Source organism: Paenibacillus sp. FSL R7-0216 (assembly GCF_037969915.1).
GTDB lineage: Bacteria > Bacillota > Bacilli > Paenibacillales > Paenibacillaceae > Fontibacillus > Fontibacillus rhizolycopersici.
This window is the reverse complement of the sequence record NZ_CP150222.1, coordinates 3,226,318-3,240,775: the sequence shown is the minus strand read 5'-3', so window position 1 is coordinate 3,240,775 and position 14,458 is coordinate 3,226,318. Positions and strand designations below refer to the sequence as shown.

The following is a 14,458-nucleotide window of genomic DNA, read 5'->3' as shown; positions in this document are numbered from 1 at the left end:
CTATGAATCAGGCTGTCATCATTGCCGACAGTACGTCGGATATCCCGCAGGAGACGGTGTCGGAATACGGTATTCATATTGTTCCGATGCGGCTCGCCTTCGGTGACCAATCTTATCTCGAAGGCATCGACATCACGGCGGAAGAGTTCTACGACAAGTTAACGAAGTCAAAGGACCTGCCAACGACGTCGCAAACCTCACCCTCCCAGTATGTGGAGGTTTACCGCAACCTACTTGCGGCCTATCCGGGTTCGCCAATCATTTCAATCCATATCTCCTCGGGGATGAGCGGGACCTATCAATCCGCCGTGCTTGCCAAGGAGATGCTGGAGGAGGAATTGGGGCACCCCGTAGACGTAACGGTAATTGACTCGCTGTGCGCGACATACGGCTTTGGCCTTCAGGTTGTGCATGCCGCACGGATGGCGAAGCAAGGGGCTTCGGTCGAAGAGATTCAGGCGGAGGTTGAACGGTTAGGAAAAGCTCGGCGACTGTATTTTCTCGTTGATTCGCTGGAGTATTTGCAAAAGGGCGGACGGATCGGCAAAGCTGCTGCGATTCTGGGCACGTTGCTGAACATCAAGCCGATTCTGTCGGTGGACCAGGAGGGCGTCATCTACGCTGTCGATAAGGTCCGAGGCCGTAAGAAGGCGGTGTCCCGCGTCATCGAATTGTTCGTGAACGATTTCGGTGGGGTGAAAGATATCAACGTCGCCGTTTGCGACTGCGTGAATCCGGAAGGGTCCGAGGAGATTCTGGAGATGTTACGCCAACACTTCACGTTGCACGAAATCGTCCGCACCAGTATCGGCGCGGTCGTTGGCACGCATGTCGGTCCGGGTACCGTGGCGACGTTTATTTGGCCGGCAAAGTGATTGGGGTTAGGTTGTGGACCTCAAACTCGTGAGGTTTGGAAGAAGCACGTGGTTTGTGCTTGGGCAGCAAACCTAACGGGACGGACCGTAACGTAACTTAACGGACCGTAGAGACCTTATTTGCTTATTTCCCGGGTATTTCCCAAGCTAACGGACTTCAGAGACCTTATTTGGCATATAGGACAGCCATCCTGTTGTTTTTGTCCGAAATAAGGGCCTCTCGGTCCGTTAGAAGCGGAAGCTGCCGAGAATCGGGCGAATAACGTCACTGGTGTCCGTTAGGTTGGATGAAGCTAGGGAGTGAGTAGCGGAGCGTAGCTGTAAGCTACGTGAGCAACGGAAGGCCCGGGTGAATTCAAGATTCGACGCCGAAATGGCTTCCTCGCTTGTGCTTCATGATCCAAGGATGACTTTTTGAACTACTGTTTCAATGGAGGTTCAAAAAGGCAGGATTGGAGCATCAAGAAGGTTGGATGAAGCTAGGGAGTGAGTAGCGGAGCGTAGCTGTAAGCTACGTGAGCAACGGAAGGCCCGGGTGAATTCAAGATTCGACGCCGAAATGGCTTCCTCGCTTGTGCTTCATGATCCAAGGATGACTTTTTGAACTACTGTTTCAATGGAGGTTCAAAAAGGCAGGATTGGAGCATCAAGAAGGTTGGATGAAGCTAGGGAGTGAGTAGCGGAGCGTAGCTGTAAGCTACGTGAGCAACGGAAGGCCCGGGTGAATTCAAGATTCGACGCCGAAATGGCTTCCTCGCTTGTGCTCCGTGATCCAAGGATGACTTTTTGAACTACCTCTATAAAGTGGGGGATTTGGTGTGATGGATTTGCATAACATCCCCGTAAAGCAAGTTAGCGGCGTGAGCGCTCTTAAGAAAGAAGAGCTTCACGCCTTTGGCATCTTTACGGTGAATGATTTGATCGAATATTATCCGTTCCGGTACGAGGACTACCGGCTGCGCTCCCTGACGGAAGTCAAAGATGGGGACAAGGTGACGGTACAGGCCAAAATCATGGGCTTGCCGGTACTCCAACGGTACGGTCGAAAATCGCGGCTCACGTGCAAAATGGTCGCGGAAGACTGGATGTTTACGGCGACGTGGTTTAACCGTCATTTCCTCAAGGACCAGTTGACGACGGGGCGAGAGATTGTTTTAACCGGAAAATGGGATATGCGCCGGAGCCAGCTCACCGTGACGGATTCGGAGTTTCCCGACCGGGGGACGCTGCGCAGCGGCAGCCTGCAGCCGGTCTATTCCGTTGGCGGCAAAATCACGCAGGCCTGGATGCGCAAAACGATCGGACAAGCGCTGCTGCAATATGGGGAGATGATTCCGGAGAATCTGCCGCCCGATCTGTTGCGCAAATACAGCCTGATGCCTCGCAAGGCGGCGATCCTGCGGCTGCATCAGCCGCAGGATAACGAGGAGGGGCAAATCGCCCGACGCCGTATGGTGTACGAGGAGCTGTTCCTGTTCCAGCTCAAGCTGCAGGCGTATCGGGCGATGAACCATGATCGCATGGACGGGGTGGCGCATGTCGTGGATAACGCCACGATTCGGGAATTTGTGCGCAGTCTTCCGTTTGAGCTCACCGATGCGCAGAAGAAGGTCGAGCTGGAAATTTTGCAGGACATGCGCTCGCCTTACTGTATGAACCGGCTGCTGCAGGGAGACGTTGGCTCCGGCAAGACGGTCATTGCTGCAATTGCCCTGTACGCGGCGGTGAAGTCCGGGCACCAGGGCGCTTTTATGGTGCCGACGGAAATTTTGGCCGAGCAGCATATGCGCTCCCTCACCCGGTTGTTCGAACCGTTTGGCATCACGGTTGGTTTGCTGACCGGCAGTATTACGGGACGCAAGCGTAAGGATTTGCTTGGCTCCCTGCAAATGGGGCTCACCGATATCATCGTTGGCACGCATGCGTTGATTCAGGAGGACGTATTTTTTCGTTCGCTCAGTATGGTGGTTACCGACGAGCAACATCGATTTGGCGTTAATCAGCGCAGTATTTTGCGGCGCAAAGGCTTTAACCCTGACGTGTTGACGATGACGGCCACGCCGATTCCGCGCACGCTCGCGATCACCGCCTTTGGCGACATGGACGTATCGACGATCTCGGAGCGGCCGAAGGGGCGCAAGCCGATCACGACCTATTGGGTGAAGCACAGCATGATGGACCGCGTGCTTGGCTTTATTGATCGCGAGGTGTCGCAAGGCCGTCAGGCCTACGTAATTTGCCCGCTCATCGAGGAGTCGGACAAGCTGGACGTGCAGAATGCCATCGACCTGTATGTGTCGATGCAGCAGGCGTTCCCGAACATGAAGGTCGGATTGCTGCACGGCCGGATGACGGCGGCCGAGAAGGACGAAGTGATGCGCGCGTTCTATGAGAACGAGGTGCAGCTGCTCGTCTCGACGACCGTCGTCGAGGTCGGCGTTGACGTGCCCAATGCCACGCTGATGATTGTGATGGATGCCGATCGGTTCGGCCTATCCCAGCTTCACCAGCTGCGCGGGCGCGTTGGCCGGGGAGAGCACGCGTCGTATTGCGTGCTCATCGCCGATCCGAAGTCGGAGGTCGGTCAGGAGCGGATGAAGGTCATGACCGACACGGACGACGGCTTCGAGGTGGCGCGGCGGGACCTGGAGCTCCGCGGTCCCGGGGATTTTTTCGGCACGAAGCAAAGCGGCGTGCCGGATTTTCGCGTCGCGGACATGGTCAGCGACTATGCGGTGCTGGAGGCGGCGCGGGACGACGCCGCCCGGCTGGTGGCGGGCGAGACCTTCTGGACGTCGCCCGAATACGGCCCGCTGCGGGATTATTTGCGGCGGGAGCAGATTTTTCAAGGTGAGCTGATCGACTAACGAAACATTTAGCAAGGATGGAACCGTTCGCGGGATATGCGGGCGGTTTTTTTGCGCCAAAATAATAATAAATAACATGCCTTGAAATATAATTTCATCCATAAAATAATATGTTGAAATAATATCTCAATTGCATTATAATCAAGTCGAAAACGATTACAACCATGTGGATCCACACAAAGGAGAGTAACCTATATGTTGGAAAATCTGACAACCGAGGCAAGAAACGAGCGGACCATGCGCTTGGACGAAATGGGTGTGACCGAGTTGCTTAAGGTGATGAATGAAGAAGATGCCAAGGTAGCCGGAGCGGTAAACCAAGAGATTCCGAAAATCGCCGAGGCCGTGGCAGCCATCACCGAGTCGCTCCGCAAAGGAGGCCGGCTGATTTATATGGGGGCCGGCACAAGCGGACGGATCGGGTTGCTGGATGCGGTGGAATGTCCGCCAACGTTCGGGACTTCCCCGGACCAGGTGGTTGGGCTGATCGCTGGCGGAAGCAACGCTTTTATCAAGGCTGTTGAGGGAGCGGAGGATCGGGCTGAGCTCGGGATGGTTGATCTGCAAAATCTCGGGCTTACCGGAAACGATGCAGTCGTCGGATTAGCTGCCAGCGGGCGTACGCCTTACGTGATCGGCGGATTGGAATACGCCAAGCGTATCGGTGCTAAGGCGATTAGCATCAGCTGCAACAAGAATGCAGCGATAAGCTCCATTTCCGACATTGCTATCGAGATTGAGAACGGTCCTGAAGTATTGACCGGGTCGACTCGGCTCAAGGCAGGAACCTCGCAGAAACTGGTCTGCAATATGCTGTCTACGGCCTCGATGATCGGCTTAGGTAAGGTATACGGCAATTTGATGGTTGATGTTCAGCCCACCAATGAGAAGCTGGCGGATCGGGCGAAGCGAATCGTCATGGAGGCGACCGGTTGCGATGTCTCTACCGCTGAAAACGCCTTGGACCTTGCCGAGGGGAAACCGAAACCGGCGATCCTGATGATCTTGACGGGATGCACGTATGCGGTGGCCTTGGAAAAATTGGAGCAGAGCCACGGGTTTATCGGTAAGGCTGTGAAGTCTACGATGCAGTGAAGAAACAAATAAGACCATCCCATAGGGGCAGGAGGCTTCCCAATGAGCAAATTTGAAAGCATGGCAAAACGGATTATGGAATCCATCGGCGGTTCCGGCAATGTGGAGCAATTTACGAACTGCATGACCCGGTTGCGCGTTTCGGTCCTGGATCGCAGCCGGATCGATGAGACTGGGCTCAAACAGATCGATGGGGTACTTGGTGTGGTTGATGACGAGACGTATCAAGTTATTCTCGGGCCGGGTGTTGTCAACAAGGTCGCAGAGGAGTTCGGTAAGCTTCTGCAAGCGGAGGGGAATGGCGGCGACGGGGCAGCAGCTGGCGGCAAAACGACGCCGTTCCGCGAAGGCTCCGACATCAAGGCGGAGCTCAAGCAGAAGAACAACACTCCTTTCAAAAATTTCTTGCGGAAAATCGGCAACATCTTTATTCCATTGATTCCTGCCTTGGTGGGAGCGGGGATTATCAACGGCATAGCCGGTTTGATCAACAACCTGGTTACCTCCGGGAACGCTGCAGACTGGCTGCTTACGCTCCAACCGATTATTAGCGTGATTGGCTCGGCGTTCTTCGGGTATTTGACGATCTTTGCCGGGGTGAACGCCGCGAAAGAGTTCGGAGGTACGCCAGCGCTCGGCGGAGCCGTGGCGGCGATCATCGTCGCACCGGCGGTGGCGAATATCTCCTACACCTACCCCTTGTTTGGTGAAATTAAGCTTAACGCGGGGCAGGGCGGAATCATCGGGGCGATTTTGGCCGCAGGATTCATTTCTTTGCTGGAAAAATGGATCCGTAAGCGGATGCCGGCTGCAATTGATATCATCGTCACTCCTACCATTTCGCTGTTGATCGCAGGCCTGGTTACCGTGTTCTTCCTGATGCCGGTCAGCGGGATTATCTCCCAGGGCATCGGACAGGTAACAACTTGGCTGTTGGCTCATGGCGGACCACTATCTGGATTCGCCCTAGCTTCGCTGTTCCTGCCGCTGGTCATGTTCGGCTTGCACCAGGCGCTGATTCCGATTCATGCCGAATTGATTTCTCAGGTCGGATACACCGCTCTGCTGCCGATTCTGGCCATGGCGGGTGCGGGACAGGTCGGCTCGGCGATCGCCATTTATGTCAAGCTGAAGCATAACACGCGATTGCGTAATATGATCAAAGGGGCCTTGCCCGTCGGGTTCCTTGGTATCGGCGAACCGCTTATTTACGGGGTCAGCTTGCCTCTGGGCCGGCCGTTTGTGACCGCTTGTCTCGGCGGTGGTTTTGGCGGCGCGGTGCTGGGCTTGTTCGCGATGACGGGGAATTTCGTCGGCTCGGTGGCGATCGGTCCTTCCGGACTCGTCCTGATCCCGCTGATTCAAGGTCCAATGGGGATTGGCATGACGATTCTCGGTTACTTATCCGGGTTGATTATCTCCTATGTGGCCGGCTTCTTGCTCACTTACTTCTTAGGTTTTACAAAGCAGATGCTTATAGAGCATAATAGATAATACAGCTAGCGGAGGAACGTTTGGCGGCCTTATATCAGGCCGCCGCGTTTCTTTTGTATTTGTATCGGAAATACGGAGGGGATGACCGTGACGACGGGAAGCATACTTACGCAAATGGAGGCGGTGCTGGAACAACTGCCCGAATCAGAAAGAAAAGCGGCTCAATATATTTTGACGGCTTCGGCGGAGGTTTCCGGTTTAAGTATTCATGCAGTCGCTGATAAAGCGGGGACCAGTGCGGCGGCGATTACCCGGCTATGCCGTTCGCTGGGGCTAAGCGGATTTCCTGATCTGAAAATGCGTTTGTCGGTTGATAATGCTAAACCGCAAAGGCCGGGTTATTACGATATCGAGCGCGGAGAGACGATTCAAACCGTCATTCAAAAGACGGTGTCCAACAGTGTCCAAGCCATTCAAGATACGATGCTTCACCTGCAGCCGGAATTAATCGAGCAGGTGGTGGACAGCTTCCGAAAGGCCTCCGTCATCCATATGTACGGGGTGGGGGCTTCGGCTATCGTAGCAGCGGATGCCGCACAGAAATGGCTGCGCCTGGGGAAGCAAGCGTTCGCGCTACAGGATGAGCATCTAATTGCAGCCGCGCTGGCAAGCGCTCCGCCAGGGGCCTTGTTTATGGGCGTCTCTTACAGCGGAAATACCAAGGAAGTACTGCAATTGTTCCGGGTCGCCCAAAAGTATGGTGTACGTACCATCGGCTTGTCCCGTTTCGGCAATCATAAAGTATCCGAGCTCGCCGATTTGATGCTGTACACGCCGCAGGCACCTGAAGCGACCCTGCGCAGCGGAGCGTCTGGCTCTCGCCTGGCTCAACTGGTTATGATCGATATTTTATTCTTCGCTTATGCCTCAACGCAATACGAGGAGACGATCGTCAGATTGGGACAAACCCATGAAGCGACGACGTTCCTTAGACAGAGCTAGCGACTTGCGAGTGCTTTCGGATTTAGAGGCACTATGGACAGCCTTCCCGTCATATAGTAGAGGTGAAGTCCGGAAATGACGGGACAGGAGGTGCTAGTCACAGTGCCCAGTTATCATCAATATGGAATCAGTCCGCAGCTGGTCGAACGGGTTAAACTCAAAATGAAAAATCCGGCGATCAAGGACCGGGTCAAGCAGGTCGTCGACGGCCTCACTCGCGCGGATTTGCAGGATCGCGTCAAGGTACGCAGGCTCGTTAGAACGGCCTCTTCTGTGCTTGGCGAAAGACTGAGCGGCGCTCAGGAAGAGCAAATCGTCCAATTTGTCATCGATCAGCGAATCGACCCGCGCAATACGCTTCACTTGCTGCGGTTATGGGGAATGTTCCGTTAAGCAGCGCGCGGCGATACGGCGGTAACGGGTGACAAGGCCCTGGGGAAATGGTGCCCCGGCGGCCTTTTGCTATTTCCGGAGGTTGTTTTTGGAAAGAGGATGCGCTAAGACGGGGCTGGTTAAGCTAAACGAGAAATCATCGGTTAGGCTTAAAAATTCGGGTCTTTCCCGCTTGCCAATTTCCTCAAATTGTTTTATATTGACATGAGAGTAGGTCAAAAATAAAAGGGGATGAGGCGGATGACACCGCGTACGAAGGAACAAAATGAAGAGATCCGATTGCGGCGGCTTGCTCAAATTCGTATGGCGGCCGCCGATGTATTTCTTGATAAAGGTCTGACGCTGGAAATTCGGGATGTAGCAGCCGAAGCCGGGCTCGGTTACGGAACGGTTTACCATTATTACAGTAATAAAGGGGATTTGCTGCACGACGTGCTTTGGACAGCGATGGATCGAGCCGGGGAATGGATGGGCAGGGGAGCCCCCGGGGACATTCACCCTAAGGAGGGCATTGACTCAAAGGCGGATCCCCTCGTGGCGGAAGGTGCCCGGCTGCTGAAATTGTGGGCCGAAGATCACGGCGTTTACTTGTTGTATAAATTTGCGGCGGAAGACTTCCGCTTGCTGCCGGAGGCGCGAGCGTTACCGCTGACGGATGCGTTCCGCCGCGAGGTGCTGCTGCCATTTGCAGCGGTGCTTAGGCGCGGCCAACCGCTTGATCCTGGCGAGATCGTCGCTTCCGGAACGGCTGACCGGGGGGCGAACGCGGCGGAGCAAGTCTCGCAGGCGGAAATGCTGCTGGCCGCCTTGGCCGGTTGCGCGAGCTTTCCGCTGCGCCGCGGGACGCTGGATCGTGAGGCAGAGGGCATCGCTCGCTTGTTATTGCATCGGCTATCGGAGCGCACCATACCCGATGGACCATTGAAGGAGTGAAGACAAATGATTATATTAAAATCTCCGCGGGAGATCGAAGAGATGAAGCGGGCGAACCAGATCGTTGCGGACTGCCATCGGGAGGTCGCCAAAATGATTGGGCCCGGGATCACGACGCAGGAGATCAATGATTTCGTGGCTCGGCATATTACGAAGCTGGGCGGCAAGCAGTTTACGAAAGGTTATAACGGATTCCCCGCCGAAACCTGCGCCTCGGTCAACGATGTGGTCGCCCACGGGTTCCCGTCGAACCGGCCGCTGCAGAACGGCGACCTGCTTAAACTGGACATTGTCGCGGAAGCGGACGGCTGGTTCGGAGATTCGTGCTGGTGTTACGCCGTGGGTCAGGTGAGTCCCGAAGCGGAAAGGCTGATGCGGGTGACGAAGGAATGCCTGGAGCTGGGGATTGCCCAAGCGCTCCCGGGCAACCGGTTAGGTGACGTGACTTCGGCCATTCAGAAACATGCGGAGGCAAACGGCTATGCCGTCGTACGCGATCTGCTGGGTCACGGGATCGGGCGTAGTCTGCATGAGGAGCCTAACTATGAGCATATCGGCGTGGCGGGCAAGGGAATTCGCCTTAAGGAAGGCATGGTGTTTACGATCGAGCCGATGATCAACGAAGGCACGTTCCGCATTGCGATTGACGACGACGGCTGGACGGCGCGCACGGCGGACGGCAAATGGTCGGCCCAGTATGAGCATACGATCGCGCTGATGGCGGACGGACCGCTGATTTTAACAGCTCAATAAGCGTCAACAGGAAAAGAGGCTGATTCCCAAAGTCCGACGGACAGGGGGAATCAGCCTTTTTCATGCGCATTCACCCTGCCAAATTATCCAACATAAACCTGTTGCCAGAGGGAATGTTTGTTCGTATTATGAATATAATAGGAACAAACGTTCTGATTAGAGGGTGAGTTTATGACAGACAGCATGAAGAAGGGAGCGGCATGAGCCCGGTTCCTTGGCAAACGCAGGAGGAGGCGGAGATAATCAAGCAATACGTGCTGCTTCCCCTATTGCTCGATGCGCTGGAACGGGACCGGCGCATTTTGGCGTCGGCTTCGCTGAAGCTGCCGCAGGTGTATAAGGGGCTGATCGGTTTGCTTCAGAACGCCGCAACCGCCGATCTGACCCAGGTGCGCCAAAGCATGCGCGAGCATGGATTGAAGGTGTTTGAGGAGCGGCGGACGAACCTGGGGATTGAAGCCCGCTATTTATGCCGGGGCTACACGTATGAGTTTTCCATGCTGTGGGGGCTGGTTAAAGCGGAGCTGATCAGCCGGCTTTACACCTATCTCGGGATGGATGTAACGAAAGAGGGGATGTTCTCATGAAATCGGAGCGCGTGATCATGATGGCGGATTGCCAATCCTTCTACGCCAGCGTGGAGAAGGCTGATCATCCGCAGCACCAGAACCGCCCGCTGATCGTGGCCGGGGATCCGGAACGGCGCTCGGGGATCGTGCTGGCCGCTTGTCCGCTGGCCAAACAGTATGGAGTGACAACGGCGGAGACGCTGGGCACGGCTTTGGCAAAATGTCCGGACCTGGTGGTGATGCGGCCGCGTATGGAGCGGTACATCGCCGTGTCGATGCAGATCACGAACATCATGAAGCAGTTTACCGATCTGGTGGAGCCGTACAGCATCGATGAGCAGCATCTCGACGTGACCGGCAGCCTGTCGCTGTTCGGCGAGCCGGAGACGCTGGCCCTGACCATTCAGCAGAAAATCCGCCGCGAGACCGGCATCTACAGCCGTTTCGGCATCAGCTACAACAAGGCAGTCAGCAAAATGGCCTGCGACAATTTCGCCAAGAAAAATGCAAACGGCCTGTACGTTCTGCCTCGTGAAGCCGTTCCGAAGGTGCTATGGCCGCTGCCGATCCGGCAAATGTTCATGGTCGGCTCCCGCATGGAGCGCCATCTGCTGCGAATGGGCATCCGCACGATCGGGGAGCTGGCGAACCTACCGCTGGCGCGGCTACGGCAGCGCTGGGGCGTCAACGGCGAAGTGCTGTGGCGACTGGCCAACGGCATGGACGACTCGCCGGTCGACCCGAACAGCCATCAGGGGGAGAAGTCGATCGGTCATGAAATGACGTTGCCCCGCGACTACTATTCGATGGAGGAGACGGCGGTACCGCTGCTGGAGCTGACCGAGCTTGTCTGCCGCCGGTGCCGGGAAAAGGGCTACATGGGCGGGGTTGTCAGCGTTGGCTGCCGGGGGGCGGATTTCGACCATCCGACCGGGTTTTACCGGCAGATGAAGCTGCCCGATCCGACCAACGTGACCATGCAGGTTTACGACGGGGTGATGCGGCTGTTCCGCCGTCATTGGGACGGCCAGCCGGTCCGTAAGGTGGGGGTCACGTTAACCGGGCTGGTGCGGGACGACGAATACCAACTGACCTTGTTCGATGAACGGCCGAGATACCAAGCGCTCGAACGGGCCACCGACGAGATCAAACGTCGTTATGGGGAATCGGCGATTTTTCGCGCGGTATCGCTGACGGGTGCCGGTCAGGCGCGGGATCGAGCCGGCAAGATTGGAGGGCATTACCGATGAAAGGAAAGCTGTATGGCAACGGATTATGGGAGTCGTCGCGGATGATGCTGCCGGAGCACAAGGAGGCGATTTTGCGGGGCAACCGCAGCCAGGAGCGCAAGGCGCGGTCCTTCCTCGACGAACAGGAACTTGAGCGGATTTCACGCCTTCTCACGACCTCGCTGCAGACCGGGAAGCCGGTGCGCCTGCATCTCTTCGGGGAATGGCAGGGGCGGGAGGTCCTAGGAACCGTGACGAGAGTCGACCCCGGAGGGCGACAGGCGCGCCTTCAGACCGAGGCCGGTCCCGAGTGGATCGCGTTCGCGGACATTGTTGGAGCCGAGACCGATTAGGCAAGTCAACGACGGGTAAAGCCCGCGTTAAACGAAGGTAAATCTATTAAGCTGCTGATCTGCCGCTGGCGGATGGGGAGCTTATTTTGTTAACGTCTGGTGAAATCTGTATTTCGAGCCCCAAGATGGAAAAGGGCGGGAAAACGTCATTTTTTAGGAAGGAAGTCGCCGATCAAGGCGGGATGGCCCGACGAAAATCCGTCATCGTAAACGACGGAAAAACGCTAGTCCCAGGCTGGGACCAGGGAAGCTTTTTTTGACAAGGGCTGTAACCTTAGAAAATCGTGGAAAACCGCAGAATGACGCGATTTTCAGACAAGACTTTGGTATCAATTTTGTAACCATTATGGAAAAGGGTGTAAAAATTGAGCGAAACCTAGATGAATTTTGTACGTCTAATATCACGAAATGACCAAGCGGGACAGAGATGCCGAAAATCCGTCTCCCCCGGAAAACAGCCCCAGCTGTAAAACACTCCCATTAGCCTAGTTACATGATAGGGGCGCTTGGTTCATGATAAATAGTGATTTTGAGAAGCGGAGGTGCGAATCGGCCATACTGAATCATCACCTGTATAGCTGCATAGAAAGCGGCCGTTCGATAGGACGCTGTGCTCCTCGGGAATGTCGGCGTGCGGCCGGGGGATTCGGTTGTTCAGAACGAGCACGAAAAGAAGAACAGCGAGGTGAAATAAGGGTAATCCGATGACGACATTAGCGAAAAAAAGGTTGGCGATGGGGCTTGTCCTGGCGGGCGTCTTCATCGCAGGCTGCGTGGTTCTGGCCGTTCTAAATTGGCCGCCGCCTCATTACAGCTATGCGGCAAAGGACGGAACGGAGCTGAAGTTCCGTACCGAAGGCGACAAACTTCTCGCCTATGACGGCGAAAGCAGTTGGGAGGAGTTGTTCGTCAAAGGCGTCAACCTGGGGGCGACGGTGCCGGGATATTTTCCCGGGGAATTTCCGATTACGGAAGACGATTACTTGCGCTGGTTCCAGCAGATTGATGACATGGGCGCAAATGTGATTCGAATTTATACGGTGCATAATCCGGTGTTCTACAAGTCTCTGGTTAAATACAACCGGGACAAGGGGAAGGACCCCCTCTATTTCATCCAAGGCATCTGGTCGCCGGAGGAGCAGTTAATCGAGCAGCAGGATGCTTACATTCCCGGAATTAAGGAGGCTTTTCACCGAGAGATCGAAAAGGCGGTTAAAGCCGTTTACGGCGATTTGAAGGTCCCGAAACAGCCGGGAACGTCGGGCGGCAAGTATACCGCAAATGCCGGTCCCTACCTGATGGCCTGGCATATCGGCACCGAATGGGACCCGGAGATGGTGGATAACACGAACCGCAAGCACGCTGAACTTCCGCCGTATCAAGGGCAGCATTTCACGGCGACAGACGAGGCGAGTCCATTCGAGAGCTGGCTGGCAGAGCTGGTAGACGACACCGCCCAGAAGGAACGCGCGTACGGGTGGGAGCATCCCATCACGTTTACGAACTGGGTGACGACGGATGTGTTGCAGCATCCCGGTGAACCGTTGTTCGAGGAGGACCTGGCCAGCGTCGACGCTACGCATATTCGGCCCGTGGAATGGGAAGCGGGTTATTTCGCCGCTTATCATGCGTACCCGTATTATCCGGACTTTTTCCATCTAGACAAAACGCTGGAGACGATCCCTGATGGGGATGGGGACTTCAACACCTACAAGGCTTATTTGCAGGAGCTAAAAAATTACTATAAGGACATCCCGGTGATGATTACCGAATATGGCGTTCCTTCCTCGCTGGGCGTCTCCCACCTCGGACGGGGCGGACGGAATCAGGGCGGCCACAACGAGCAAGAGCAGGGAGAGATCAACGTCTCTCTGACGAAGGATATTTACGATACGGGGTATGCCGGTGCCATCTTGTTCATGTGGCAGGATGAATGGTTCAAGAAAACGTGGAATACGATGCGGTTTGAGATCCCGGAGGATCGACGCGCTTTTTGGTTAAACGTGTTGACCAATGAAAAACAATTCGGTCTGTTGTCGATGGGCCCTGGTAAAGAGGACGACCTCATGATCGACGGCAAGCTGGAGGATTGGGAATCCCTGCCGGAAGGGGAGGTCCAAGCCTGGGATCGTCCGTCGGCAGGGATCGACCGATTGCAGGTCACGCACGACGAAGCTTATGTCTACGTGGGTCTTCAGCTAAGCGACCCGTTCGACCCGGCCAAGCGGTTGATCCGGCTTGGCGCAGATACGCAGCCCGGCGGGAATCAGCCGGTGGCGGAGCTGCCTGGGCGAACGCTGAGCGACGGCCTGGAGGCGATCGTGGAGATCGGAAATGACGAGGAGACCGAAGTGCTGACGGCGCCAAGTTACGATTTCCATCGCCGGCTTTACGGGCGATACGGATATTGGATGCTTGACGATCCTACGGAGGAGCAAACTGTAGCGTTTCAACCTTGGAAGCTGGCGGTAAGCTTGACGATGACGCCGCCCGACACCCGCTTCGCTCATCCGTTCCAGGACATGACCGTCGGCAAGCTGATTCGCGGCACCACCGATCCGGGAAACGCCGCGTTCAATTCGCTTGCTTCTTGGCAGTACAGCGGCAATGAGGTAGAACTACGCATTCCCTGGATGCTGCTGGGCTTTGCGGATCCTAGCTCGCGGCAAGTGATTGACTACCGGCCTTTGAAGGAGGACCGGGCCTTCTCGACGACCGAATCGGACGGCCTGACCCTAATTCCATGGATCATGGAGCGGGGCGAAGCGGGGGTTCTGGGTCCGGGAACGGAAAGCGGAGAAACCCGGGAAAACGTCTCATTGGACGCATTCCCGAAATACGTGTGGCAGCCATGGGAAACCGTGCAGTATACCGAACGGCTCAAGTCCGGTTATTACGCCCTGCAGGCGTTCTACCAAAGCTTGCCGGATCGGCGAACGACGGGAGAATAACTGG

The 14,458-nt window shown here is 55.7% G+C and carries 11 protein-coding genes and 1 pseudogene; all 12 read left to right on the top strand.

Annotation, left to right across the window (positions count from 1 at the left end; translation table 11 throughout):
* The first annotated feature begins 2 nt into the window (after positions 1-2).
* The 12 genes and pseudogenes from MKZ15_RS14775 to MKZ15_RS14720 all read left to right on the top strand — a co-directional run bounded on the left by MKZ15_RS14775 (position 3) and on the right by MKZ15_RS14720 (position 14,454).
* Positions 3-875, top strand: a complete 873-nt coding sequence (locus MKZ15_RS14775) for a DegV family protein (RefSeq protein ID WP_155605522.1) — start codon at positions 3-5, stop codon at positions 873-875.
* A gap of 821 nt (positions 876-1,696) precedes the next feature.
* On the top strand, positions 1,697-3,742 hold the full coding sequence (gene recG, locus MKZ15_RS14770) for an ATP-dependent DNA helicase RecG (RefSeq protein WP_339816685.1): 2,046 nt from the start codon (positions 1,697-1,699) through the stop codon (positions 3,740-3,742).
* A 186-nt stretch (positions 3,743-3,928) separates the two neighbouring features.
* A pseudogene (gene murQ, locus MKZ15_RS14765) lies at positions 3,929-4,837 on the top strand (N-acetylmuramic acid 6-phosphate etherase); the annotation flags it as partial.
* Between the two features lie 42 nt (positions 4,838-4,879).
* Positions 4,880-6,331: a PTS transporter subunit EIIC gene (locus MKZ15_RS14760; protein WP_193418599.1), complete on the top strand. Its 1,452-nt coding sequence runs from the start codon at positions 4,880-4,882 to the stop codon at positions 6,329-6,331.
* A gap of 87 nt (positions 6,332-6,418) precedes the next feature.
* Positions 6,419-7,273, top strand: coding sequence for a MurR/RpiR family transcriptional regulator (locus tag MKZ15_RS14755; RefSeq protein ID WP_193418597.1), 855 nt, complete (start codon positions 6,419-6,421; stop codon positions 7,271-7,273).
* Between the two features lie 75 nt (positions 7,274-7,348).
* Entirely contained in the window at positions 7,349-7,666 is a 318-nt protein-coding gene (locus MKZ15_RS14750) for a stage VI sporulation protein F (RefSeq protein WP_155605517.1), read from the top strand.
* Between the two features lie 240 nt (positions 7,667-7,906).
* On the top strand, positions 7,907-8,599 hold the full coding sequence (locus tag MKZ15_RS14745) for a TetR/AcrR family transcriptional regulator (RefSeq protein ID WP_213622548.1): 693 nt from the start codon (positions 7,907-7,909) through the stop codon (positions 8,597-8,599).
* Between the two features lie 6 nt (positions 8,600-8,605).
* A complete protein-coding gene (gene map / locus MKZ15_RS14740) occupies positions 8,606-9,352 on the top strand; it encodes a type I methionyl aminopeptidase (protein ID WP_155605515.1) in 747 nt (248 codons plus the stop codon).
* Between the two features lie 200 nt (positions 9,353-9,552).
* Positions 9,553-9,939: a hypothetical protein gene (locus tag MKZ15_RS14735; protein WP_155605514.1), complete on the top strand. Its 387-nt coding sequence runs from the start codon at positions 9,553-9,555 to the stop codon at positions 9,937-9,939.
* Positions 9,936-11,171, top strand: coding sequence for a DNA polymerase IV (locus MKZ15_RS14730; protein WP_155605513.1), 1,236 nt, complete (start codon positions 9,936-9,938; stop codon positions 11,169-11,171). The genes MKZ15_RS14735 and MKZ15_RS14730 overlap by 4 nt, the downstream gene beginning before the upstream one ends.
* Positions 11,168-11,503, top strand: a complete 336-nt coding sequence (locus MKZ15_RS14725) for a YolD-like family protein (protein ID WP_193418593.1) — start codon at positions 11,168-11,170, stop codon at positions 11,501-11,503. The genes MKZ15_RS14730 and MKZ15_RS14725 overlap by 4 nt, the downstream gene beginning before the upstream one ends.
* A 704-nt stretch (positions 11,504-12,207) precedes the next feature.
* The gene (locus tag MKZ15_RS14720) at positions 12,208-14,454 is read left to right on the top strand and encodes a hypothetical protein (RefSeq protein WP_339816684.1); all 2,247 of its coding nucleotides are present in this window, start codon (positions 12,208-12,210) and stop codon (positions 14,452-14,454) included.
* The last annotated feature ends 4 nt before the right edge of the window (positions 14,455-14,458 follow it).